The organism is Mycobacterium riyadhense (assembly GCF_963853645.1).
Classification (GTDB): domain Bacteria; phylum Actinomycetota; class Actinomycetes; order Mycobacteriales; family Mycobacteriaceae; genus Mycobacterium; species Mycobacterium riyadhense.
Genome location: NZ_OY970456.1, coordinates 2,884,236 through 2,908,714, shown reverse-complemented (window position 1 = coordinate 2,908,714; position 24,479 = coordinate 2,884,236). Strand labels below are relative to the sequence as shown.

The window sequence follows — 24,479 nt, the reverse complement described above, 5'->3', positions numbered from 1 at the left end:
CCTTCGGTCGTGCCGAACAGCATGTCGTGAGACATAGGTCACCTCCTCTCGAGGTACCGACATCGGCGGTAACGGGGCTTTCCGCCGGTAACCGCTATCTTGCACGACCGGCGGCACGCGCGTTAGCCACCGAACGGCGTATCGGTCTGTCCCCCAATCGGGGGAGATCGATGCCCCTCGATGCGGGTTCTTAGCCGCCCTGCAGACGAATCTTCCAGCGCACGAAGCCGAGATAAAAGACGCTGATTACCGCAAGCATGGCCATGTCGAACCACCACGCGCCGGCCGTGTGCTGCCAGTGCGAATCCTTCGGAGTCAATGGGCCGGGCACCAATTTGATCAGATCGACGGTGGACGCCGACGCCGCAAAACCCCATCTCGCGGGTGTGGCCCATGACATTTGGTCCAGTCCCATACGTCCCGTCACCGGGATCATGCCGCCCGAGAACACCAGTTGTGACATGACCGCGACCACGAGCAGGGGCATGATCTGTTCGTTGGATTTCGCCACAGCCGACAGCGCCAACCCCAGCATCGCGGACGCGACACAGGTTGCGGCGACGTCGACGAACAGCTCCAGACCCGGCTTGCCCAATGCCACTGCGCCCTGGGTTGGACCGCCCTTGCCGACCAGCACGATGATGGTCACGATCGCCGATTGGACCACCGCGAACACCGTGTAGACGCAGACCTTGGCACATAGGTACGCGCTGGTAGACAGCCCGACCGCCTGTTCGCGCCGGAAGATGGCGCGCTCGCCGATGAGATCGCGGATCGTCAGCGCGGTCCCCATGAAGACCGCACCGACATTCAGCAGCACCAGAATCTGGCCGGGCTCGTTGGGGGCATTACCCATTGGGTTCGGGAAACCGAAGCCGACGTCGCCCGGTACCGACATCGACAACGACCCCATGATGAACGGCAACAGCGCAAGGAAGATGAAATAGCCCCGGTCGGAGATGATCAACCGCAGCTGCCGCCTACCGATCGTCGAGAACTGCCGGAACAAGCTCGTGTGGGACGGATCGCCAAGCTCGGTGGGTTGCTCTGGCGGCGGCGCCGGCGGGGGCGGACCCGTCTGCGCCAAGTATCGGGCCTTGGCCCCGTCCGGGTCGTCGGCAACGGTGCTGAAGATGTCGGCCCAGTTTGTCGTTCCCATGGCCGGGCCGATCTGGCTCGGCGGTCCGCAGAACGCGGTCTTGCCTCCCGGTGCCAGCAGCAGAACCTGATCGCAAACATCCAGGTAGGTCAGCGAATGGGTGACCACGAGCACCACCCGGCCAGCGTCGGCCAACTGCCGCAGCATGGTCATGACCTGTCGGTCCAGCGCAGGATCCAGACCCGATGTCGGCTCGTCGAGAATCAGCAGCGACGGCCCGGTAAGCAGCTCCAGGGCGACCGACGCGCGCTTTCGCTGACCGCCCGACAATTTGTCGACGCGTGTTTCGAGGTGCTTGCTCATCTCGAGTTCCTCGAGCACCCGGGCAACCACCTGTTCGCGATCGTCCTTGGTGGTGTCCGGCGGAAGCCGCAATTCTGCCGCATACATCAGCGCCTGCTTCACGGTGAGCTGACCATGTACCACGTCGTCCTGCGGCACCATACCGATCCTGCTGCGCAGTGAGGCATATTCGGCGTGCACGTTGTGGCCTTCGAACGCCACCGTGCCGCTCGTCGGGTGTGTGTAGCCGGCCACCAGCCTGGCGAAGGTGGACTTGCCGGCGCCCGACGGGCCGATCACGGCGGTCAGCATTCCAGGGCGCGCGGTCAACGAGATGTTGTCCAGGAGCGTCTTGTTGCCCTCGATCGTCCACGTCACCCCGCGCACATCAAGGCCACCGGTACGGGTTTCCAGCAGAGTCTCTTCGCGACGCGCAAGAGTGCCGTTGCTGAAAATAAGGTCGATGTTGCCGATGGTGACCACATCGCCGTCGTGCAGCAGTGCCGACTCGACCCGGGTGCCGTTGACGAAGGTGCCGTTGATGCTGCGGTTGTCCCGGATCTCGGTGCCCGCCTCCGTCGGGACCAGGCTGGCGTGATGCCGTGAGGCGAGCACCTCGGGAATGACGATGTCGTTGTCATCGGCCCGGCCGATCTTGACCGAGCCCGGCGGCAACTCCCCGATGCCTTTGCCCGGCCGCAGGATCCTCATCATCGACGTTGCGACGTTTCCCGCCGCGGTGCCGCCGCGAGGAGCCACGGGAGGGGCCGGGGATACCGCGGGACCGGACGTCGGGGGTGCCGCGGCTGATGGCCGGTAAATCTGTGGTGCTTGATGCGCGCCGGTTTGCGGCCGGACCGGCTGCGGCCCAGACGGGAATCGCGGCAGCGGTCCGCTTGGCTGGGCGCCGGGCATCCGCGTGGTCGACGGCGCCTGCGGCGGCGGGCTGTGGGTGTACGCACCGGTTTGCGGCGGGCCATAGGTCGAGACTGGTCCGCTGGGCCGGGGCGGTATTGGCATTGCCGTCGTCTGCGGGGGCCGCCCGGCCGAACCCTGGTGGCGCCCGACTTCGAAATCCAGCGCGGGACCATCGGGGTTGCCGATGTTGACCCGCTGGCCGTCCTGAATGTCAACGACCGGCACCCTGCGGCCGTGAACGTACAACCCGTTGAGGCTGCCGTTGTCGATGGCTATCCATCGGCCCTGGTCGAAACGCAGCAGCAGGTGTACTCGGGAGATCAGCGGATCTGCGACGCGGACGTCGGCCCGCAGGTCACGTCCAATGACGACGTCATGTCCTGCGGCGAAAGTACGTTCGGCTCCGGCATACCGCACGGTCAGCGCCGGCGGGGCGGCTGTTTGAGTCATCAGCACCAACTGTATCGGCACCGGCTCCAATAAACGCTAGGACGTCGACATGTACTACGCCTGTCACGGCCAACCGTTGCCTCTGCGGATATCCTCGCGGCATTCACGCCGCGTCTGGCCGGTCTGCTGCATGCACACGCGTATCGGTGATTCCTGTTCGGTGGGTAGCGGTGCCTCGGTCGGCTCGGCCGTAGCGGTTACCGTCGGGCTGGCCACGGTGCCCTCGGTCAGCGACCAGATCGTGGTGTTGGTGCCCTGCAGCGTCGAGCAGTAGGCGGTCGCCCCGGTCTTTGTGGTGCCGATGCTGCCCATCGGGGAGCAGGCGGCACCGATGGCGACGACGGGCAGGGGCTCTGATGGAGCCGTCGGTGTGGTGGCGGCAGCCCCAGATGTCGACGGTGTCGTCTGCGGCGTCGTGGCGGGCGCCGGCGTAGCAGCGACCACGGAGCTGGTGGTCCCTGTCGTGGTCTGCGCCGGAGCGGCCGGTGCGGCGCGTTCGTCGTCGGCACGCTGGAGCTCATGCAGGGCCGCCGCGACGGCGATAACCAGCAGTATCGCGAGCAGCGCGGGGACAATGACGGCGGGCCGCACCAGCGAACGTTTGGAACCAGCCGGCACCGCGGCGGGCAGTGAGGGACTCGTGCCGTCGGGATCGGCGCCGCCGCCCAAATGATGGCCCAGCGCCCGTGCGAAGTCGATGCACCGTAGGTAGCGGTCCTTGGGATTCTTGGCAAGTGCCTTGGCAAAGACCGGGTCGAGCTGCGCCAGTCCGGGACGGCGATCGCCGATGGCCGGCGGCGACGCGCTGAGGTGCTGGCTGATCACCACGGCTGGGTTCGAATGATGGAACGGCGGCGAGCCGGTCAGCAGTTGGAACGCCGTCGCCGCCAGTGCGTACTGGTCGGCCCGCCCATCGAGGTCGTCGCCCATGAGCTGTTCGGGCGCCGCATACGATACGGTGCCCACCGTCATGTTGGTGGCGGTCAACCCGCTCGATTCACCCACCCAGCCGGCGATCCCGAAGTCTGCCAACATGATTCGGCGATCTGGGGAATCGGGCCGGCCGATAAGGATATTGGCCGGCTTGACATCGCGGTGCAGCAGCTTGTGTTCGTGGGCGTAGTCCAGCGCTTCGGCCACCGCGGTGACGATCTCGGTAACCTCCGGGCCGGGCATCCCGTTGGGATACTGCTCGTGCAGCAATTGCACGGCGTCGGTGCCGTCGACGAAGTCCATGTCGATCCACAACTGGCCGTCGAGTTCACCGCGGTCGTGTACGGCAACGATGTGCGGGTGCCACAGCGAGGCAGCGGCGTCGGCTTCGCGGTTGAACCGTTCCCGGTACTCACCATCCGCTGATACCTCGGCGCGCAGGATCTTGAGCGCGTCTTGCCGGGGCAGTCTCGGGTGCTGGGCTAGGTAGACCTCACCCATCCCGCCGGACCCCAACTGCCGGATAATGGTGAAGCCTGCGAACGTCGAACCTTCCGCGAGCGACATGGCCGCAGCTTAGCCCGCCGGACGGGCGCAAACGCGCATACGGTGTCCTATCCGGTTTTTGATCGCAATACGAGGGGAACCCGCAGTCCATGCACGACGCCGACGGCGCGTTCCGCGACGACATACCCATCGCCGATGCCGTAGAGCAACAGCGCCCAACCTCCGACTTTTCGTCCTTTTCGTCCGAAGAGGAGGACGAAGGCACGCCCCCCTACGGTGACGTGCCGCTCGAGACGACGGCGTCCGACTGGCAGCAACAGCGGGAACCGGTCCCGATCGACCCGGAGCTGGAGGAATTCGACGACCGCGAGAGCTGAATGTAAAAGCGCCTCGCGAAATGCGCTGATAAGCGGCCCTATCCCGCTGCGGCTGTGACGGGCTCGTCGTAGTCAGCAGTGACATCTTTGACAAATTCGCCGATGTACTGAATGGCCCGCCTGCCTTCGGGCAATACATCGGCCGCCAACGGGAAGTCGTGAATTTGTCCGTCCCAAAGGTGTAGATCACATCGGATTCCCGCCGCTTCCAGGCGTTTCGCCATGAGTTCGGCGTCCGGGAGCAATAACTCGTCGGAACTTGCGTGGATAGCGACCGGCGGCAACGCCGACAGATCGGCATCTACCGGTGAGATAATCTGACCCGGCGAATTTCCTCGTTTCTGCTGGAGCTCGACCTCGCTGAGATATCGCGCAAACATCGACAATGCTCCACACGTGAACATCGAGCACTTGCGGGCGTTGGGGTGCCTGAGTTTTCGCGCGGGATCCGCATCTGTGAATGGCGAGACCACCGCAATTCCGGCTGGCTTGGCAACGCGATTCTGGATGGCGGAGAGTGTGGCCATGAACGCCAGGTATCCCCCAGCCGAATCCCCTGCAGCAACGACTCGATCATCGTCATAGCCGTGATCCTTCAGCCAGGTGAGCCCGCTGATTGCGTCGTCGATCGCCTCGGTTATCTGATGCTCAGGCAGCTTTCGATATCCAATGTTGAGTACGCCGGCTTCTGCTGCCTTCGACAAGCGACTCACCAGTGACCGGTGCGTGTTGAGGCCGCAGGTGAGGAACGCGCCGCCGTGCAGGTAAAGGATGGCCCGTGTCGGGGATACCCCGGCCGCACAAACCCATTCGGCGGTGCAGCGCTCAAGACGTACCGGCTCGATTTTCACCGCGGACCTGAAACGTGGCAGCAAACCGACAAATCCGTCGACGTATTCGAATGGCCAGCGTAAGTTCGGCTGCACGGCCCATGCGCGCACGGCATTCTTGACTATTAGGCGGCTGGCCAACGAGACTGCACGCGATCGCGCACTCCGGCGGTGGTGCATTCGCCGCTCAATCGCCTTGCCGGGCAACCAGTGATCGGGATACTCCTCCGTAACCATTTGAGATCAACTCCTAATGATGCCGGCCGAATACCCTGGCCGGTGGACGCCAAACGTGACGCGGCTCACGCTCCAGTTGTAGCGTTTGTCACGTTTATCCGGCGGGACAGTGGGGTACACGGACTTTGAAATATGTGTTGTCGCGTGACCGTGACGAGGTCGCTATTTGACGGTCAGCGTGATGCCGTTGAACACGCCATTTCCGGACCGTTCGTCGATACGGGCACGCTATGAAACCAAGAAATAGGCGCGGCCAGTCGCGGCGGGCCATCGAGCAGGTACGGCGGGCCTTATTGCGTTACGGGTTGTATCGGCAGTGGCCGGATGACAACGTTGAAGCTGCCGGGACCCGCTAGCGCCGACAGGTGGTCGGCGAAAACGATAGCGAGGTTGAGATGGCCGTTGAAGGCGCGGGCGATGCCGTTGTTGGCAACGACGATCGCAAGGTTCCCATAGCTAACGCCCCCGGTTTGGTCGCCGGCCAGGGCTGAGTTGGCTCCCCCGACGACGACAGCGATGTTGGCCGTGCCGTTCGCGCCGGCTACCACCCCGTTGTTGGCGTCGCCGACGACGGTGGCGACATTGACGAAATTCAGCACGTTATGGCCCCGGGCCTCGACACCGGTGTTGCCGAAGCCGACGACGGTGGCGACACCGCCGATATTGAGCCCGCCGGTGCCGGCTGCGACGGTGTTGTTGTCGCCGAAGGCGGTGGCGACGGTGGCGATATTTCCGCCCACGCCGCCGGCGCTTGCCCCAACCCCGTTGCCCGCGCCAATGGCCGTGGCGGCGGTGGCGATGTTGCCCACGCCGGTGGCAGTGGCCGCGGCGGAATTCTGGCCGCTGTAAACGATGGCTTGGGTGACGATATTGCCCGCGCCGTTCGCGACCGCTGTGGCCGAGTTGTTGTCACTGAACAAGACGGTCGCGCCGGTAGCGACGTTGCCGCCCAGGCCGATCGCGCGGGCCGAAACAGTGGTGTTGTCGCTGCCGAACACGGTGGCCAGGGTGGCGATATTGCCTCCAGCGCCGCCGGCCTCGGCCAGCACTCCACTGTTGCCGTCTCCGATCGCGGTGGCCACGGTAGCAATGTTTTCCGCCCCGAAGACGTCGGCGGTCACCGAGTTGTTGTTACCGATCGCCGTGGCGGCGGTAGGGACATTGCCGATGCCGGTCGCGGTGGTTTTGACCGCATTGCCGTCACCGAATGCGGTTCCCAAGGTTGCGATATTGCCGCCCACACCCACCGCCCTGGCCACAGCCGCGGTGTTGTTGTTGCCGTACACCGTGCCCAGGGTCGCGATGTTGCCGCCCACACCCCCGGCCTCGACCAGACCCCCGGTGTTGCCGTCACCGATCACGGTCCCCAACGTGGCGATGTTGTCCAGGCCGAACGCGCTGACTTTCATCTCATTGCCGCTGCCGATCACGGTCGAGGCAGTGGGTAGGTTGTTGAGGCCGGTAGCGCTGGCCGTGGCGATGTTGTTGTCGCCGAACGCATTAGCCAAGGTGGCAATATTGGCACCAGCACCGCCCGCCGCGGCGCTGACTTGACTGTTGCTGTCGCCGATCGCGGTGGCGATGGTGGCAATGTTGCCGCCGATACCCGTTGCGCTGGCGGCAAGCCCATTGTTGTTACCGCCAGCGGTCGCGAACGTGGCGATGTTTTCCACGCCAAACACGTTGACTTCCGCCGAGTTCTTGTCACCGATGGCGGTAGCAGCACTCGCGATATTGCCCGAGCCGGTCGCACTCGCTGAGACTGTGGTGTTGTTGTCACCGATCACGGTGCCCAGGGTGGCGATATTGCCCCCGATACCGATCGCGTGGGCACCGGTGGTGCTGTTGCCGCTGCCGAACACCGTGGCCAGGGTGGCGATATTGCCGCCCGCGCCACCGGATTCGGCCGCGACCGTGCCGTTGCCGTCGCCGTAGGACGTAGCCAACGTCGCGATGTTGTCCAGGCCGAACGAGCTGGCCGACAGCCCAGTGTTGTTACCGATGCCAGTGGCAGCGGTGGCGATATTGTTCCCGCCGATCGCACTGACGACCGCCGTGTTGTTGTCACCGAACACGTTGGCCAGAGTGGCAATGTTGGCGCCCGCACCGCCCGCCGTCGCGCTGACCTGGCTGTTGCCGTCGCCGATCGCGGTGGCGATGGTCGCGATATTGGCGCCGACGCCGGGTGCGCCGGCGGCGACACCATTGTTGTCGCCGTATGCGGTTGCGATGGTGGCGATATTCTCCACGCCGAATACGTTGACATTCGCTGTGTTGCTGTTGCCGATGACGGTGCCGATGTTGGCGGTATTACCCAGGCCGGTCGAGGTGACCGAGACCGCGTTCTTGTCACCGATGGCGGTGGCCAGAGTCGCGGTGTTGCCGCCGCCGCCGCCCGCCTCGGCATGAACCTGGGTGTTGCCCTGGCCTATTGCGGTGGCGAAGGTCGCGATATTTGCACCAACACCGGGCGTACTGGCTGAGACATTGTTGCCGTGACCGTACGAAGTGGCAACGGTGGCGATGTTCTCCACGCCCAGCGCGCTCGCGTTGGAAACGTTGTTGTTGCTAAACAACACGGTGGCAAGGGTGGCGGTATTGCCGGCACCCAACGCGCTGGCCTGGGCGGAGTTGTTATCGCCGAACACGGTGGCCAGCGTGGCGATATTGCCACCCGCGATGCCCGAATCGGCATCGACTTTCGTGTTGCCCTGGCCGACGGCCGTGGCGATGGTCGCGATGTTGCCGCCGACGCCCTTGGCTTCGGCCGAGACGTTGTTGTTGTCACCAAACGACGTGGCCAGCGTGGCGATGTTCTCGACGCCGATGGTTTCTGCCGCCGATGCGTTGTTGTTGCTGAACAACACCGACGACACCGTAGCGACATTCCCCGCGCCGAAAGCACTGGCTTTGGCCGTGTTGTTGTCGCCGAACGCGGTGGCAACGGTAGCGATATTGCCGCCGGCACCGCCGGCATCGGCGCTTACCTGGCTGTTGCCGTTGCCGAAAGCTGTTGCTACTTGGGCGATATTGGCACCGACACCCACGGCGCTGGCGCCGACGCCATTGTTGTCGCCGCCCGAGGTCGCCACGGTGGCGATGTTTCCTGCGCCGATCACATTGACGTTGACGCTATTGCCGTTACCCAGCGAGGTGGCCACGTTGGCGATATTTCCCACACCGAGCGCGTTTGCCGCGACCACGGGGCTGTTGTTGCCGAACGAGGTCGCCACGGTAGCGATGTTCTCTGCGCCGCTGGCCTGGGCCGAGACCCCGCCGTTGCCGCTGCCGCCGACCGTGGCCACAGTGGCGATGTTGTCCAAGCCGATCGAGCTGGCCTTGACCACATTGTTGTCGCCGAACAACGCGCTGGCGACGGTCCCGATATGTCCCCCGCCGAGCGCCTCGGCCGTGATGTTGTTGTTGTTACCGACGAACGACAACGCAACGGTTCCGAGATTGCCGCCGACTCCCGTCGCAACCGCTCCGACGGCGGTGTTGTTGTTGCCAAACGCAGCCGCCACAACGCCCTCGTTGGCACCCGTACCGCCGGCGCCGGCATGGACATTGCTGTTGCCGCTGCCGGCGGCCGTGGCCACGATGATGTTGTTTTCCACGCCGAACGCGTCGGCGCCAACCCCGTTGTTGTTGCTGCCGAAGACGGCCGACACAACGCCGGTGTTCTCCACACCGTTGACCACCGCGGAAACCCCGGTGTTGTTGTTGCCGAACGCGGCGGCCACCGTGGCGTTGTTTTGCACGCCGTTGGCCATGGCTGAGACCGTGTTGTTGTTGCCGAATGCGGCAGCGACGGTTCCGATATTGGCAACGCCGATGGAGCTGGCCGTGACGGTGTTGTTGTCACCGAAGGCGAGGGCACCGGTGCCGATGTTCACCGCGCCGGTAGCGCTGGCTTTGCTGTTACTGCCGCCCACACCGGCGATGTTGAGGACGCCGCCGGTCGCCGCGGCGCTGCTGCCGCTTCCGAATGCAAAGGCGATATCGGCAAGGTCGGCAGTGGCCGAGCTGTTGGCGCCGGAGGCGACTGCCAGCCCACCAAAGGTCGTGTTGGCGTGGGCGGTACCGGACTGCACGAGTTGCAACCCGAAGATCGAGATACTGAAGTCAACGCCATCGATGCCGGGCAGCACCGCCGCCCATGGTGTCAGCTGCGCGGCCACCGCCGATGCCCCGGAGTAGTAGCCCACCATCGCGGCGACATCTGCGGCCCACATCTCTTCGTAGAGGCCCTCGGTGGCCGCGATCGCCGGGGCATTTTGACCGAACAGGTTCGAGATCACCAGCGATACCAGTGCATTACGGTTGGCCGCCACTGCCGCCGGATGCACCATCGCGGCCAGCGCCTCTTCAAATACGGTTGCCGCCGCCAGGGCCTGCCCCGCCGTCCCCTCGGCTTGGGCGGCTGCCGCGCTCAACCACCCGGCGTAGGGAGCAGCCGCGGCCGCCATGGCCAGCGCCGCCGGCCCCTGCCAGGATTGACCCGCTAGTCCCGAGATGACCGACCCGAATGAGGCTGCCGCGGCATTCAATTCGCTGGCCACACCGTTCCACGCCGCGGCCGCTGCGAACATTGGCTCCGACCCCGGACCCGTCAGGATCCGCACCGAATTGATTTCCGGGGGCAACACCAAAAAACTCATGAGATCCATCCGTTCCGCATCGCCACTACATTGGCCACCGTCGGCGTTCCCGTGACTAAAGACACCATCGCGCGCCTCCCGGGCGACGACACCGGAGCAACCGCCCCGATCAAACCAAGCAACGTGTCAGGAAGAAACATATCTGGCGATCACGCGGCAGTCTCTACTTTCCATCACATCTCTTACCGAATTCGCGACAAATTTTCAGCTGCAGCCGCTCGCCGGCGATTCACAGCAGCACCCGGTACGCCGGTTCCTCCGGAAGAACCTCATGGTGCGGCACCAATGGCGGCGGGCCAACTTCCAAGATTGCTCGTATCGTTGCGCGAAGATACACACTCCCCAAGTACGTGCCGAGTCGCATGTTGCGCAAGGCGACCCATTTGGGAAGATCAAGGATGCAGGCGGCCACCAGGTCCACCGTTTCAGCATCGTTACGCTTCCAGAGATTCTTTGCTAGCTGCGACATGATCGCAACGAGTTCATCGTCCAGAGCACGTAGTTGGTCGCCAATCTCTATTGACATCGGCAGGCTCAACGCTTCCTCGCGACGCACGGTAAACAGCACTGCCGCCGATTTCGGATACCGCTGCAGGTAAACCAGTGACGTCTCTGCTGCCGCAACTGCCGCATCAAACGGGTTGTGCGCCTGAGCGATCAGGCCCTTCATCAGCTCCAGGAAGCGCGACTCAGCACGAATCCACATCCGGCCGATGAGCCCGCCCCGCGATCCGAACGTTCGGTAGATCGCGCCGTTAGAGAAACCGGAGGCAGTCGTCAGCGCCCGGATTGTCAACGCGTCCAATCCGGACTGGCCGACGAGGGCCTCTACAAAGTCGATAACGAGATCGGGATGGCGCAGTCGTGGACTGAGCACAGGTTAGTCGCAGCTTGCCGAATTCGAGACAGCACGCAACCTAGGCGCCATTCTGCGGAACGCCGACTCGGCAACGCACCCGATCGGTGCCGCCGGCGTTTCACACGTTGCGCCCAAACAAATGATTTCCATGCGTGGACATATTGCCCGCCCGTTGGCACGACGCTATTGCTTGTCGGTTAAATCCCCTGTTCATAGGGCTAATGGTTACTCCGTGTCACTACCGGATCTTGGTGACGCGAGTGCGCTAGGACAGCGAATGTTCGTGGCCCACGGTTGACTGCGTCATGAAAGTGACCCGGAACATGTTCTCCGCCAACCTTTTCGACTTCGATGAGATGCTCCGCAATGCAGACGGGCGCCGGAGCGCTTCCTCCCAGTTGGTTAAACACGTTGAACGGAAACATATCTTGGCACGGAGCATCAATGGGGATGCTGCTCCGAAGATTGCTCCATAATCCGCGATCTGCTCCGCTACTCGAAATTATGTGGAATTCACTGGATTACGACATGCAATGGGTTGTTTAGTGCGAGACTCCCTCCACACCAACACTTTTGACGCCTCGACTGAGTCGCACTTTTCACCCGAGCACCGAAGGAGTTGCTATGTCTGCACCGTCGTCATCCTCGACAAGACCCACGCCCCCCATCACTTCTCGGACGACAGCCGGCAATCCGATGGCTGCTGCGCCGGCCATGTCCACGCGGCAAAGCGAACCAAAACGAGTCGTGCGCCGCGAATACCTTCGATCGTCATCCTTGGCACCTGAGCAGCGTTGCGGATTCGTGCATCAGCTGTACGAGATCTACAGCGAGACCACGTTCGGCTGCACGTACGACGAGTTCGCCGCGGTGGTGTTCAGTGCCGGCGATGGTCGCTTCGTCCTGTGTTACGGGGAGCACGACGAGTTCGCGGGCTTCTCCTACACCGCGATCGACCATATGGAACATCAGGGCCGCACATACGCGGTGATGAACGCGGGCGTCTTCTTCCGACCGGGTTATCACGGCGGATCAATCACCGGATTCTTCGGCCTCCGCCAGGCACTACGATTCAAACTCCGTCATCCACTTACCCAGCTGGCCTATGTCACCCGCTGCTCGACGCCGGCGGTCTACCGCCTACTCGCAACAGTGCCGCGGATCTATCCGAACCGTAATCACCAGACGCCAGCCGATGTCGAAGCTCTAGCGCGCGCAGCCTGCGCGCAGCGGAAATACGTCCCAGTTGGCACAAACCCGTGGGTCGTGCGTTCCGCCGCGGTGCCCCGGGATGCGTCTCGGCTGCGCTCGCTCGAACACGACCCCGATGTGCGCTTCTATAACGAACTCGCCCCGGGCTACGCGGAAGGCACATCACTGGTGGTCTGGCTGCCACTTGACGTAGCGAACATCGCTGGCGGATTTGTTCGCCTCATGTACAGGCGGATGATGCGATAAGCACACGCGCCACTGAAACGGGCCAGAGCGCCGCCGCACATGGCTTCACACATGGCTTCACACATTGGACAGCTGCGCGGGTGCCTGCCGTCTTCGCCGGCCGCCGTCCATCCACCTCATTCCGCTACTGCTTGTAGCGGAAGTGAAATCGCGGTAGGCATAGCCCCGTCCGTCGTGTCAGGCTACCCTGACGTCTATGAGCATCGCTGACGCCTGGGAGCAGGCAAGACTAGCCTGGCGACGGCTTACCGCGGGCACCGAACGCCCTCGTGAAGGTGACGATGCGCTGGCGGCCTTATCCGACATCGGCGTGGTGCGCCGCTCACTGGATCAAGCGGAGCTAGAGGCTGTTCGGGCCGCCCGACGGCACGGAAAGTCCTGGACTGAGATCGCTACCCATCTTGGCGTCACGCGGCAATCCGCGTGGGAGCGCTGGCGTGATCTCGACGAGTCCTCCGACGCTGGCGAACCGGAGCGCGCAAGTGCATCGACGGCGCTTGCAGACGCAGCCTCTGATCCGATGGGAATGCGCGCCCACAAGCCACCCCGGAAGGCAAACGTGACAGTGCCCAACGTCGTCGGACTCGACTGGATTAAGGCGCGTGAAGTGCTCCACGACAAAGGACTGGTGCCAATCAACGCCCAACCGGACACACCGGTGCCCTCAGACCCGGGCTGGATCGTCGTCGATCAGAGCCCCGAGTCTGGCGCGCGGGTGCGTCCCGGATCGGTAATTCGGTTGTGGCTCATAGGGGATGGCGACGCTGGTGTTCGTGAACCGCGGCGTCCGCGACCCACTCCCCGATCGGCTCACGAGATGCTGCCCGAGCCACGCGACCAAGCCGTCGGGTAACCGACAGCTTGAAGCCTCACGGAAGGACGAATGGTGGGCTCAGCAAAGCGTATGTTCTGCAGGGCAATCCACTTCGGCAGATCAGAAACGCAGGCGCGCGCCAGCCCCACCGCGTCGGGATCGCGACGATTCACGGAACCATACAACGACGAACATGTCGCTGAATCACCTTGAGCCATCGCGCATCCCGGCGCTGAGCATGGACAACACAATGCACCCTACTCGCATGGCTGCCCGACGACCAGCCCCGCGTGATTTTGTTCCTGGCGTGGACCTGTCGGCTCGAGGCCCCGCCGCCCCCGGCGCCTCGGCGCGGCCGGTAGAACATGTTACAGTTTGGCAATCGCAGCCGAGGTCAGGGCCACCCGAGAGTTGCGCGTAAGGAGGTCCGCATTCGGCGAGAAGCACAGCGGCCGAAGCGAACTGAGACCGCGACGATGACGAAGTCGCGGTCATTAGCGCATGTTGACGTTGCGCACCCGGTTGCTTACGCTGCGGCAGGTTGTCGGGACGGCATCGTTCGGGTGCCGCGCTGTGCGGCCCAGGCCTCGACACAGGACCCGGGGCGGTTACTGACATGACCCGCAGGTGCGTTGTCATCGCGGGACTGGGCGACGTGGGCATCTTGGCCGCGATCCGGCTGTCCCCGGACTTCGACGTCGTCGGGATTTCCGTGAAACCCGCGTTGGTCAGCGGTCAAGAACTTGGCGTACGCCTATCGCGCCCCGATGATTGGGCCCGCGATTACTGGATTCCGTTCGACAGATTTCGGCGTTTGGATCGGGTGCGCACGGTTCAGGCGACGCTGACGGGCGTGGACCTCACGGCCCGAACCGTATTCGGTCGTAGCGACGATGGCGCAACGATCGCCGAAAAGTATGACGCGCTGGTCATCTCGACGGGCGTCAGCAACGGCTTCTGGCGCCGGCCGACGCTGCAGTCGGCGGCTGAGATCGGCGCGGACCTACACGCCGCTCATGCGCGGGTGGCCGCCGCCGAGTCGGTGATCGTCGTGGGTGGCGGCGCGGCAGCGATCACCAGCGCCGCCAACATGGCTACTACCTGGCCGGACAAGCGGATCGATCTGTACTTCCCCGGCGAGCGCGCGTTGGGCGCCTATCACCCGCGGATATGGAAACGCATCCACAGCCGACTGACCGGTCTGGGCGTCGGCGTCCACCCAGGTCACCGTGCTGTCGTCGCAACGGACTTCACAGGCAACCAGATCACCAGCGAGCCGGTCCGGTGGAGCACCGGACAACCACCCGCCGCCGCCGAAGCTGTGCTGTGGGCTATTGGGCGGGTGCAGCCCAATAGCGATTGGCTGCCGCCGGAGCTGCTCGATGAGCGTGGGTTCGTTCGCGTGACGCCCGAACTGCGGGTGCCCGGTCAACGTAGGGTCTTCGCCGTTGGGGACATCGCGGCGACCGACCCGCAGCGTAGCTCCGCGCGCAACGGTGGGGATGCGTTGGTGGCGCACAACATCCGCGCCGAGTTCGCGGGTCGACGGCTGCGCGCCTTGCGAACACCCGGCCGGCGGTGGGGTTCGCTACTGGGGATACAGCCAGACGGGCTGGAGGTCTTCCTGCCCACCGGCCAAGCGTTCCGGTTGCCGTCGTGGTCGGTCGAATGGGTGGTAATGCCGTGGATCGTTCGATGGGGCATGTATCGAGGAGTGCGAGAAAACCACCCACTTCGATGACCCCTGCGGTCGGTGCGGAGTCACGGAGGTGCGCACAAAGATGGACATGTGGGAACTTGTTGCCCGCGAACAGATCCGGGACGCCGTCGCACGGTACAACTGGTCCGGTGACGCGGGCCGGCTCGATGAGGTTGCCGAGACGTTCTGCGCCGGCGGTGTTCTCGAGATACCCGGCCTCGAGCCATTGCGCGGTCGATCCGAGATCGTGGCGTTCCTCGTCGGCCGCTACAGGCAGCTGACACGCTGGCGGCAGCCCGTCACCGACGGATGTAGTGCGCTGCTCCCGTTGAGTTGGGATGCCCGCTCATACGCTAATGGCGGTGGCCCGACGTCCAAGACTGCCCGTACCGCACTGCGCAGATATTCGCCCGCGATGGGTTTTGCAAACCCCATGTTCCGCAAGGCAATCCACTTCGGGAGATCATGGATGCAGACCGCCACCAGGTCGAGCGCCTCGGCATCGCAACGATTCCACAGATCGATCGCTAGCTGAGACGTGATTTCGGAGAGCTCATGGCCCAGAGCACGTAGTTGGTCACCGACCTCTTTTGACATCGGCTGACTCAATATCTCTTCGCGCCGCACGGTAAACAGGACCGCCGCTGACTTGGGATACAACCGCGGGTAGTGAATCGAAGCCTCCGCGGCCGCGAGCACCGCGTCAAAAGGGTTGTTGGCCCGCGCAATCTGGCTTCTCAGCAGTTGCAGGTATCGGCCCTCCGCGCGAATCCACATTCGGCCGACGAGCCCGCCCCGCGACCCGAACGTACGGTAGATCCCGCCGTTGGAAAAACCGGTCGCCCTTGTCAGGCTCCGGATTGTCAAAGCTTCTAACCCCGCCTTGGCGACAAGAGCCTCGACACAGTCGATGACGAGGTCGGGATGGTATAACCGGGGACTTACCACAGCTCTCCTACTCCGTGTTAGTTCGACAACTCTGCTTCCACCTCGATCTCATCGGCGTCGCTGTCATGCGCAGGATCGCTTCGTGAGCCAATCGAGCCCCTCGCGGACACATGCTGCCTGCCGACTAGCGGGACACAATTGTCAAGCAATTAAATTCCCTGGTCACAGGGCTGGGGGGCGTGTTCGACATGCCATTGCAGGCTTGACCGTGCCCGCGCGAAAACCGCAGCGCTACAGGTCGGCGCACTGACGGCGTCGAGGCCCGCGGAGCCCAGCCCGTCCACGACAACATCCAACTGGGACGGGGTCAACGGCGACGGTTTGCCCACGTTCACCAGAGCGCAGTGCAGAAAAGCAGCATCGTGGTGGCTGCCGAGCCGGAACAACAACCGCGTGACGTAACGTAGGGCAACCCACTGCTCGGTCACATCGCCGAACCGGTCCCAATGGTCAAGGACCGCGATCAACATCTGCGCCGCCGCTCGCGGTTCGCCGTGCACGGCACGGGTCGCCGCGGCTCCCATCAGGGCGGTGCCGTACACCCAAAAGTTCTGGACCTCCGCGGCCAGCCGTGCCGCGTCGTCGAACAAGCCCAGCGCTCGCTCGGGTTCGGACCTTCGCAGCAGATAGCCAAGCGCAAAGTAAGCCAACGCCTGTGTCGTCGGGTTTGACGTACTGTCTGCTACCTGCACCGCCTCCTGCGCCGACGATAGGGCGGTGTCGGGATCCCCCAGCAGCGCCTGACAGATCGTGGATAGATAGAGCGTCCACCCGAGCCTTATGGGGTCGGCGTCTCGTCGGGCGCGCGCTGCCTCGCCTTCCCAGTAGGCCGCAGCTCCCTGGACGTCACCCTCGAAGAGCGCAATGTCGGCCAGCACATCCGTGGGGTAGACCACACGTGCGGTGCCTCGAAGTGGGCGTCGCCCCCGCGCCAAGGCCGCCAGCGACTTTGCGTGCGCAAAGTCGGCGTGATTCCACGCGACCCGGGCGGCCGCCCCGACGACAGCGGGAAACAACGGATGATCGGGATCGGCGACAGCGATAACTCGCTCGGCCAGAGCTGCCTCCTCATAGCCGATGCGCCAACCCAGGAACTCGGGCGTTGCCGCACCCAATCGCAGCGCCACACCCGTGTCGTGCTCGTCCATCGCACGGTCGAAAGCCGCGCGCAGATTGTCGTAGTCGGGCAGCACGCGCTCCACCCAGTCCTGTTCCTCGGGGCTTTGCATGCCGGCCCCCGCCCGCTCGGCCAGTTCGGCGAAGTAGACCGCATGCCGCATCGCGGTTTGTGTTTCAATTCCACTCTCTTGCAAGCGCTCTCGCCCGAACGCGCGCAGTGTTTCCAACACGCCGTAGCGGGTCCGGTCGGTGACATTGCGGACGACCACCATCGACTTGTCGACCAGACCGGAAAGCAACTTGAGGGTGTCTCGCTCGGCGGCCCCGTCCGCACCGCACACTCGGTGGGCAGCTTCAAGGTCAAAGGTGCCGGCGAAAACCGAAAGCCGCGCGAAAAGCGCTTGCTCGGTTTCGGTGAGCAGTTGGTATGACCAAGCGATCGTCGCGGCCAAACTCTGTTGCCGCGGGTGGGCTCCATGCACCGACCCGTCCAACAGACGCAAATCGTCCAAACGGCGCGCCAGGTCAAGGGTGCTCATCATCCGCATCCGTGCTGCCGCAAGCTCGACGCCAAGAGGCAGGCAATCCACCCGGGAACAGATCTCGGCGACGACGCCGGCGGGTTGGTCGTCCAGGGTGAAGTCCGGTCTGCCGGCCTTAGCCCGGTCGGCGAACAATCGAATCGCGTCTGCCGCGGGCAGTGGCGGCACGACGACGATTTGCTCACCCTCAACGCCGAGCGGTTGCCTACTAGTCGCCAGCACCGACACGCGCGGACAGCTTTGAACGATCCGGACCACCAATCCCGCGGCCGCTTCCAAGACGTGTTCGCAGTTGTCGAGCAACAATAGGACCTGGTGCGTCCGGAGGTATTCGATCACCGATTCCTCGAGATCCAGGCCCTGTTGTCGCCACACGCGGCCCACTGCCGCAACAACGGAGCCGATGGCGTTGCCATGGTCTAGTGGCCCCAGCTCGCAGATCCAGACCCCCTCGCCGAACCGGTTCTGTTCGCGCCGTGCGACCTCCACGGCTAGCCGCGTCTTGCCCACACCGCCAACCCCGGTGAGCGTCACCAACGGGCCCATGCGCAGCGCGTCGGTGATCTGCCGCAACTCGTGTTCGTGGCCGACAAAGCTGGTCGCGCGTCGCAACATGCCCGAATGTCGGCGTTCGGTAAGCGGGTGCGTCAACACCTGATCGACTGACTTTGCAGCCCGGGTAGCTGTGGGCGCGGCGGTCTCGCCGGCGAGTATCTGCTGGTGCACCTGCCGCAGCGCGGGCCCTGGGTCAACGCCAAGCTCCTCGACGAGCCGCTCCCGTATCCGGCGGTAGGTTTCCAGAGCCTCGCCCTGCCGGCCACAGCGGTACTGGGCCAGCATCAATTGCCCGGCCAGGCGTTCATCCAATGGGTGGGTGGCCTGGGCCACGGCTAACTCGACCAGCAGCACGTCATGTCTACCAATGCGCAATGCGGCATCGTTGCGATCCAGCTCTACCGAAACCCGCTCCGCCTGTAGCGCGGTGCGGAGGTTGTTGATCCACGGCGTGTTGAGCAACACGAAAGGCTCACCGGACCAAATCGCCAGCGCGCGGTCGAACAAGTCTGCGGCCTGGTGCGGATCAGAGCTGGCCCGGGCCTGGGCGACGAGAGACCTGAAGCGGTGCAGATCCACCGTTAGCGGGTCGGCCGCGAGGACATATCCTCCGAGATCGCGCGAAATCGTCACATGCTCGGCGTCGGCGAGCAGATTTCGCAACCGATGTACGTACACCGCCAGAGTGTTTCGGGCACGATGTGGCGGCCGATCCGACCACACCCGATCGACCAACTGATCCAGTAGGACTGGACGGTTAACGTCGACCAACAGGGCGACTAGAACGCACCGCTGGCGGGCAGGGCCGATATCCAGTCGCCGCCCGTCAACGAAGACTCGGGTGCCACCGAACAACCTGAACTCGACCGTCAACCGGTACACACCCTTTCTGCGACAGTGCATACCAAACGCAGGTATCGCCTAGCATACGACGCTCCGGGTGTCTTCTGGACCCGGTCATCGCCCCGGCTGTCCGCCGATCCCGTTAGCCTCCGACGCCGTTTCCCTGCCGAACTGCTGGTGCCGTCACATGGTACTGCCGGTCTGTGAGATCACTGGCCTAATGACGACCAGGCGACGAGCGATCAGCACACGAAACAGACACTCCGCGAATGCCTTCCGGTCGGGTCAACGTCGCGCCATGAATGTGGGACTCATGCTTTGTCGAGCGTGGTGGCCTGGCCGCCGGGCAGCGGACGCATTTCGGAGCTCGGACAAGAATTGATGCGGAGCGCGACGGGACGAACGCTCCGGTAGTTGTTGAATTGCTTTGCGATTTCGTCCATTACCATGCACCGGATCGCGTTGCGTGTGAGACTCCATCAGTACCAACAGGTTTAGTTGGTAGCGCGCTGTTCCTCTGCAAGATCCCGAAGGAGTTGTCATGCCGCTACCGCCCCTCATCCAGGCCCGCGGCGCTGACCACTTCTTGCGCGGCACGCAACGACACCGACATGGTGTGCCTGGGCAGTCACCGGCGTAGTCCGCGGGCGTCTGCCAGTGCTGACGCGACCTCCGCCGGTGCTGGTGGCGGGTAGCAAATCCGAGGCGTGAGATTTTCCCAGAAGCGGTATATCTGGTGATCGTGAGCGTGAGAAATTCGTCGGGTGGTCCTGGCTACCGACGTGGCTGGCCCGCTGACCCGGTCGGGGGCAATACCGTCTCATCCGGTCGGTTGCGCCGGATGTTGCGGATCTTGACCGGCGTCGTCCTGGTAGCCCTGCTAGTCGGCGGGCTCACCTTCGTCGGCGTGCGGTCGACACAACACCGCGATACCTTGCCGGCACAGTCGACGCAACCTTCTCCGCCGGCTCCCCCGCGCCCGACGTCTATCGGCGTCGCAATCGCGGGCTGTTACAACCGTTCGGTCCCACCGTCCGACCGTCCGATAAAGCTCAACATCGTGGGATGCGCCAGTACAGCCGTTGCGCTGCAAGACATATCGTGGACCTCCTGGGGACCGCGAGGGGCCGACGGCACCGGCACGGCCGTTTTCAAGATATGTCAACCGACCTGCGCCAGCGGCTACCAACTCACCAACCAGGTGGTAATCCATGCTTGGAATCCGCAGCCGCCGCGGGCCAACTCGGGATGCCCCGTCGGCCTCAAAATCTTTGCTGACATGATCCTGGCGTTCCCGAAAGGCGCCCCGCCAGCCAGCGCGCAAGAAATGAACACCCAATACCAGGAGATGCCGGCAGTCCACTACACCAACTACTCCGTCGCCAGCCCCCGCGACGGCCAATTCATCGGCTACACCTTCTGCGACTGAATCCGGCCATGGTTCGGTTGGGTTCCGCGTTTGCGGGTATGTTCCGAGCTGCCCGTCCTACAGTGGATGCGTGGACGACCGACCCGGGCTTCGGCTCAACCGCAGAAAATTCGTGGGCGCGTCCGCCGCCTTGGGCGGCGCCGTCGCCGCCGTCACTACGGTCGCCGGATCTGACCGCACCGAACATGACCAAAGCCATACCACTGTCATCCACGCCGAGATCAACGGCGAGCATCGCCAAATCACCGTCGACAACCGGACTTCGCTGCTGGACATGCTGCGCGAGCGGGCGGGACTACCCGGAACGAAGAAGGGCTGCGACCAGGGCGCGTGCGGGTCGTGCACGGTGCTGGTCGATGGTCGGCGGATCAACTCCTGCCTGACCCTGGCAGTAATGCACGACGGGGCGCGGATCACCACCATTGAAGGCTTGGCCGAACACGGCCGACTCCATCCCCTACAACAGGCATTCATCGACGAGGACGCGTTCCAGTGCGGTTACTGCACGCCCGGCCAAATCATGTCCGGTATCGGGTGTATCGCTGAAGGGCACGCGGGTTCTCCGGCGGAAATACGAGAGTGGATGAGCGGCAACATTTGTCGCTGCGGCGCCTACACCAACATCGTCAACGCAGTCGCGACGGCCGCGCGGAACCTTTAGCACGTGTTCCCGTTCCGCTACACCAAGGCCGCCGACGAGCAGTCGGCGTTGCGGGCGGGGGCAGCGGGAGCTCGTTACATCGCCGGCGGCACCATGCTGGTCGACCTGATGCGCGAAACCGTCGAACGTCCCGATGCGGTGGTCGACATCAACGGCCTGCCCTATACGTCGATCGACGTGCAGCCTGGAAGAATCCGCATCGGATCCTTGGTGCGAATCTCCGAACTTGGCGCGCATCCTGTCGTCGAGCGACGAGTTCCCATGATCAGTCAGGCCATCATTCTCACTGCCTCCGCTCAGCTGCGCAACATGGCGTCAGTCGGCGGCAACCTATTGCAACGCACGAGATGCGGGTATTTCCGCGACGTGTCGGCGCCGTGCAATCGACGTGCCGCGGGCACGGGCTGCTCGGCAATCGAAGGGCGTAACCGCACGAACGCAATCCTTGGCACGAGTCAACACTGCGTCGCGACCCACCCGTCAGACCTTGCGGTCGCGCTGGTGGCGTTGGATGCAGTGGTGGTGACGCGACAAGTCTCTGGGGAACGGCGAATTCCGATTGCGGAACTCTTCCGGCGACCAGGCGACTCACCTGAGCGGGAGCACAACCTTCGCCCGGGCGAGCTGATCGTCGCGATCGACGTGCCGATCGGGCCCGAGGCCCGTCGGTCCGGCTACTTCAAGGTGCGCGACCGTGCGTCCTATCAGTTCGCACTGGCCTCAGCGGCTGTCGCCCTCGACATTGCCGCCGGTGTCATACGCAGCGCAAGGGTCGCCGTCGGCGGGGTTGCCACTGTGCCGTGGCGGTTGCCGGCCGTCGAAGGCGCACTCCGGGGCCAGCCGGCCACCGCCGACGTGTTCCGCCGTGTCGCCGAACTTGCCGCGGACGGGGCAACGCCTCTGCGCGAGAACGGTTTCAAGGTCGAGCTGGTTAAGCGGGTTGTTGAGCGACAATTGACCACCGTGGCGGCCCTACCATGATCAAGCCGTGACGCACGCATTTGCCGCCGCGCAGGTTGTCTCCGGTCAGCCGATTGCCCGGGTCGATGGTCCGCGGAAGGTGACCGGTGCAGCCCCCTACGCGGCCGACAACCAGATTCCGGGTTTGGTGTACGGCGCACTGGTGTGCAGCACGGTCGCCTGCGGCGACATCGAACACATCGATGTTGGTGCCGCGCTGCGGCAGCGTGACGTGCTTCGCGTGCTGACCGACTTCGCCGAGGTCAAATTGTCCTTCGACGCGCGCAAGATTTCCTTCTTCGGACAGCCGCTCGCGATGGTGGTGGCCACGACACCCGAGGCGGCGGCCCACGGTGCCGCGCTGGTCCATGTCCGCTACTCGAGCCGACCGTCGTTGACGGACATCGATGCCCCGCAAGCTATTTCGCAAACCGGTCGCTACAATCGCGAGTACGTCCGAGGCAACCCGGAGCAGGCACTGGGCAACGCAGCGGTGGTCACGGACCTCCATTTCAGCATCGCGCGAAACAATCACAATCCCATGGAAATGCCTGCAACCATTGCTATGTGGGATGGCGACCGGCTGACAGTCTGGGACAAGGTCCAGAGCATCAGCTCGGTGCGGCAAACCTATGCCGAGGCGATGCATGTCCCGGAAGAAAACGTACGGCTGATCTCGCCGTTCGTCGGCGGTGCATTCGGCAGTGCCAGCCAGACCTGGCCGCATCAATTGCTGACCGCATTTGCCGCTCGCCAGGTGCGACGACCCGTCAAGCTGGTGCTGACCCGTAAGCAGATGTACAACGGAATCGGATACCGACCTACCAGCCGCCAGCGCATGGTGATTGGGGCGGACCGATCCGGGCGGATCGACGCCATGATTCACGAGGGCCGCACGGAGACAGCCAGATACAGGCTCTATGAGGACTCACTCGTCCGCAATGCGCGGTTCCTGTATCGCGTCCTGAATATGCGATCGTCGTATCGCGTTGTGCCACTTGATGTCAACCTGCCGACCTTCATGCGGGGACCCGGGGCGGTCAGCGGTGCGGTTGCGCTGGAGTGCGGCATGGACGATCTCGCCCACCAGCTAGGCATTGACCCAATCGAATTACGGTTGCGCAACGAACCCGATATCGACCAGACCAATGCGATGCCGTTTTCCACAAGGCGGCTCACCGAGTGCCTTAGCCAGGGTGCGGCGGCGTTCGGGTGGCACCGGCGGAACCCTGTGCCCGGCGCCACCCGCGATGGGAACCAACTAGTTGGAATCGGGATGGCCGTTGCCGCCTATCACACGTATCGTAGTGTATGTAGTGCTGTCGCAAGGGTTTTGGCCGATGGCACCGCCGAGGTGCAAAGCGGAACCAGCGACATGGGACCGGGTACGTATACGTCGATGACGCAGGTCGCAGCGGACGCCCTCGGGATGCCCTTGAGGCGAGTGCGATTCGCTCTGGGCGACAGCAGATTCCCGCCGGCGCCGCCGCATTCGGCGTCTCGGACCATGGCCAGTGTGGGTTCTGCGGTGTTCACCGCCGGGAATATGCTGCGCGACAAGTTCATTCGAACGGCCGTCACCGACCCGGGATCACCACTGAACGGTTTGCGCCCCGAGGACGTGGCGGTCGCCGACGGCCGCATGTTCTCCACCATCTCCACGGCCGGACCAGAGCGCGCAGAGTCGTACCAGGATCTCTTGCGTCGACGCGGCTGGCCGTGGCTGGAGTCTGTACAGACATGGATACCCGACGATGCCCAGGACCGATACTCGACGTACGCCTATGGAGCCGTATTCGCTGAAGTCGCCGTCGATGCGCTACTCGCGACAGTGCGGATCCGCCGCATGTATGCCTGTTACGACGCGGGCCGGGTGATCAATCCCAGGCTCGCGCACAGTCAGGCGATCGGCGGCATGGTCGGCGGGATCGGGATGGCGCTCTTGGAAGCAACCCAACTGGATCATCGCGACGGCCGAATCGTCAACGCCAATCTGTCCGATTACCTGGTTCCGGTCAACGCCGATGCCCCAGAGCTGGACGCAACCTTCTTGACTGCCGAAGATACGGCCGCCGATCCGCTCGGAGTCAAGGGACTCGGTGAGTTGGTGATCGTCGGGGTGCCGGCGGCGATCGCTAACGCGGTATTCAATGCCACCGGAAGACGCGTGACTGATCTGCCCATTACAGTGGAGAAGTTGCTGTGAAACTGTGCACAGTGCCATGTCATTGGGAGCAA

15 protein-coding genes and 1 pseudogene are annotated in these 24,479 nt (G+C 63.9%); 9 read left to right on the top strand and 7 right to left on the bottom strand.

Going from position 1 to position 24,479, the window contains the following annotated elements; genetic code table 11:
- Positions 1 to 190 precede the first annotated feature (190 nt).
- Positions 191 to 2,809 (bottom strand): FHA domain-containing protein, encoded by a 2,619-nt coding sequence (locus tag AADZ78_RS12995; RefSeq protein WP_276063426.1) that lies wholly within the window; start codon positions 2,807 to 2,809, stop codon positions 191 to 193.
- A gap of 63 nt (positions 2,810 to 2,872) precedes the next feature.
- Positions 2,873 to 4,309 carry a serine/threonine-protein kinase gene (locus AADZ78_RS12990; RefSeq protein ID WP_085250965.1) on the bottom strand — a complete coding sequence of 479 codons (1,437 nt, stop codon included), beginning with the start codon at positions 4,307 to 4,309 and terminating at the stop codon, positions 2,873 to 2,875.
- An 89-nt stretch (positions 4,310 to 4,398) separates the two neighbouring features.
- Between AADZ78_RS12990 and AADZ78_RS12985 the strand changes: the two genes are divergently transcribed.
- A complete protein-coding gene (locus tag AADZ78_RS12985) occupies positions 4,399 to 4,626 on the top strand; it encodes a hypothetical protein (RefSeq protein ID WP_085250964.1) in 228 nt (75 codons plus the stop codon).
- Positions 4,627 to 4,664: 38 nt separating this feature from the next.
- Here the strand turns inward: AADZ78_RS12985 and AADZ78_RS12980 are convergent, their stop codons facing one another.
- The 3 genes from AADZ78_RS12980 to AADZ78_RS12970 all read right to left on the bottom strand — a co-directional run bounded on the left by AADZ78_RS12980 (position 4,665) and on the right by AADZ78_RS12970 (position 11,231).
- Positions 4,665 to 5,693, bottom strand: coding sequence for an alpha/beta hydrolase (locus AADZ78_RS12980; protein WP_085250963.1), 1,029 nt, complete (start codon positions 5,691 to 5,693; stop codon positions 4,665 to 4,667).
- Positions 5,694 to 5,983: 290 nt separating this feature from the next.
- The gene (locus tag AADZ78_RS12975) at positions 5,984 to 10,354 is read right to left on the bottom strand and encodes a PPE domain-containing protein (RefSeq protein ID WP_085250970.1); all 4,371 of its coding nucleotides are present in this window, start codon (positions 10,352 to 10,354) and stop codon (positions 5,984 to 5,986) included.
- Between the two features lie 229 nt (positions 10,355 to 10,583).
- The gene (locus AADZ78_RS12970; protein WP_085250962.1) at positions 10,584 to 11,231 is read right to left on the bottom strand and encodes a TetR/AcrR family transcriptional regulator; all 648 of its coding nucleotides are present in this window, start codon (positions 11,229 to 11,231) and stop codon (positions 10,584 to 10,586) included.
- Positions 11,232 to 11,990: 759 nt separating this feature from the next.
- Between AADZ78_RS12970 and AADZ78_RS12965 the strand changes: the two genes are divergently transcribed.
- The 4 genes and pseudogenes from AADZ78_RS12965 to AADZ78_RS12950 all read left to right on the top strand — a co-directional run.
- Entirely contained in the window at positions 11,991 to 12,671 is a 681-nt protein-coding gene (locus tag AADZ78_RS12965; RefSeq protein ID WP_204078979.1) for a hypothetical protein, read from the top strand.
- A gap of 196 nt (positions 12,672 to 12,867) precedes the next feature.
- Positions 12,868 to 13,524 carry a PASTA domain-containing protein gene (locus AADZ78_RS12960; protein WP_085250960.1) on the top strand — a complete coding sequence of 219 codons (657 nt, stop codon included), beginning with the start codon at positions 12,868 to 12,870 and terminating at the stop codon, positions 13,522 to 13,524.
- A gap of 577 nt (positions 13,525 to 14,101) precedes the next feature.
- On the top strand, positions 14,102 to 15,226 hold the full coding sequence (locus tag AADZ78_RS12955; RefSeq protein ID WP_085250959.1) for an FAD-dependent oxidoreductase: 1,125 nt from the start codon (positions 14,102 to 14,104) through the stop codon (positions 15,224 to 15,226).
- 40 nt (positions 15,227 to 15,266) lie between these two features.
- Positions 15,267 to 15,449, top strand: a pseudogene (locus tag AADZ78_RS12950) (nuclear transport factor 2 family protein); the annotation flags it as partial.
- Positions 15,450 to 15,451: 2 nt separating this feature from the next.
- Here AADZ78_RS12950 and AADZ78_RS12945 read toward each other — a convergent pair.
- Complete coding sequence (locus AADZ78_RS12945; RefSeq protein WP_085250958.1) at positions 15,452 to 16,132, bottom strand: TetR/AcrR family transcriptional regulator; 681 nt, start codon at positions 16,130 to 16,132, stop codon at positions 15,452 to 15,454.
- Between the two features lie 149 nt (positions 16,133 to 16,281).
- Complete coding sequence (locus AADZ78_RS12940; RefSeq protein WP_085250968.1) at positions 16,282 to 19,221, bottom strand: AfsR/SARP family transcriptional regulator; 2,940 nt, start codon at positions 19,219 to 19,221, stop codon at positions 16,282 to 16,284.
- Positions 19,222 to 20,032: 811 nt separating this feature from the next.
- On the opposite strand from AADZ78_RS12940, the gene AADZ78_RS12935 reads away from it, so the two are divergent.
- The 4 genes from AADZ78_RS12935 to AADZ78_RS12920 all read left to right on the top strand — a co-directional run bounded on the left by AADZ78_RS12935 (position 20,033) and on the right by AADZ78_RS12920 (position 24,447).
- Complete coding sequence (locus tag AADZ78_RS12935; RefSeq protein ID WP_085250957.1) at positions 20,033 to 20,620, top strand: hypothetical protein; 588 nt, start codon at positions 20,033 to 20,035, stop codon at positions 20,618 to 20,620.
- A gap of 70 nt (positions 20,621 to 20,690) precedes the next feature.
- Entirely contained in the window at positions 20,691 to 21,281 is a 591-nt protein-coding gene (locus AADZ78_RS12930) for a (2Fe-2S)-binding protein (protein WP_085250956.1), read from the top strand.
- Positions 21,282 to 21,284: 3 nt separating this feature from the next.
- Positions 21,285 to 22,262 carry an FAD binding domain-containing protein gene (locus AADZ78_RS12925; protein WP_085250955.1) on the top strand — a complete coding sequence of 326 codons (978 nt, stop codon included), beginning with the start codon at positions 21,285 to 21,287 and terminating at the stop codon, positions 22,260 to 22,262.
- A gap of 7 nt (positions 22,263 to 22,269) precedes the next feature.
- The gene (locus tag AADZ78_RS12920) at positions 22,270 to 24,447 is read left to right on the top strand and encodes a xanthine dehydrogenase family protein molybdopterin-binding subunit (protein ID WP_085250954.1); all 2,178 of its coding nucleotides are present in this window, start codon (positions 22,270 to 22,272) and stop codon (positions 24,445 to 24,447) included.
- The last annotated feature ends 32 nt before the right edge of the window (positions 24,448 to 24,479 follow it).